The organism is Rhizobacter sp. P1_G5 (assembly GCF_056405435.1).
This window is the reverse complement of the sequence record NZ_JBFUCB010001043.1, coordinates 1-1,101: the sequence shown is the minus strand read 5'-3', so window position 1 is coordinate 1,101 and position 1,101 is coordinate 1. Positions and strand designations below refer to the sequence as shown.

Annotated in this window: 1 protein-coding gene; it reads right to left on the bottom strand. The window is 71.3% G+C overall.

The genetic code is table 11. The features are described 5' to 3' along the window. Positions 1-3: 3 nt before the first annotated feature. Positions 4-987: a methenyltetrahydromethanopterin cyclohydrolase gene (gene mch, locus AC1D12_RS33850; protein WP_477845453.1), complete on the bottom strand. Its 984-nt coding sequence runs from the start codon at positions 985-987 to the stop codon at positions 4-6. Between the last annotated feature and the right edge of the window lie 114 nt (positions 988-1,101).

Below are 1,101 nucleotides of genomic sequence, written 5' to 3'. Positions count from 1 at the left end.
GCATCACAGCTCCTGCAGCCAGAGCTGCCGCAGCAGCGCCATGTTCTGCGCGCCGCCATGCCAGGTGTGGCCGCTGTCGAGGTTGCTGACCCACACCTCGGCCGGTGCGAACAGGCCGGCGTCGATCTTGTAGAAGTCGTAGCCGGCCTCCTTGAAGATGTCGGCGAACGAGCGGCCATGGTCGCTCGATGTGGTGGACGGCAGGTGCCGAGCCAGCGCCAGCGCGGCCGCATCGTCGCCGCGCACGCTCAGGTGCACCTGGCCGCCGTAGAGGATCGCGTCGTTGGTGCGGCCCATCGCCTGCACGCCGTCGGGTGTCGGCGACGGCAGCGGCGCGGTGGCCACGCCGTCGACGACGTGGTGCAGCGCGAAGCCCAGCGTGTGCGCCTTGTGCAAGGCCGTCTCCAGCACGCGCGCGACGATCTGCGTCGTGCCGGCCGGGCTGGTGGTCGGCGTCAGGATGATCGTCAGTCCCTCGGGCTTCAGTGCGCAGTCGTGCAGCAGCTTGTCGATGATCACCGGCGGCGGCGGCCGGTCGACCTCCATCACCAGCACGCCGCAGTCGGCGCGGTCGCGGTAGCCGAGTTCCTGGTAGAGGGCTTCCTTGCCGGCCAGCGCGCGCGCCGGGCCCGAGCCGAGCGAGAAGAACTTCTTGCCGCCGGTTTCCTCCTTCGTGGCCGCGAGGCTCCAGCCGGCGTACTGGCTGCCCAGGCAGGCCAGCACCGGCTGCGAGCTGCGCACCTCGATCCAGGTGGGCCAGCCGTGCTGCGCGCCGGCACGCAGGCCGACCTGGCCCAGCCCGCCCATGCAGATCTCGCCGATCAGCAGGCCGGCGGCGATGCTGCCGCGCGCCTCGATGCCGGCATCGACGATGCACACGCCGCGGTCGTCGCGGCGCACCGTGACCTGCAGGGCATCGGCGTCGGCGAGCAGGCGCTCGACCAGCGGGCGCGCCCGCGCGTTGACGCTCAGGATCGTGTCGCTCATGGTGCTGTCTCCAGGGTGTCCAGCAAGGCCTCGCGGGCGCGGTGCAGCCTGTCTCTCACCGCCTCGGGATCGTCGCCGCTCGCGCTCAGGCTGCATGTGCTCAGGCTTCACAAA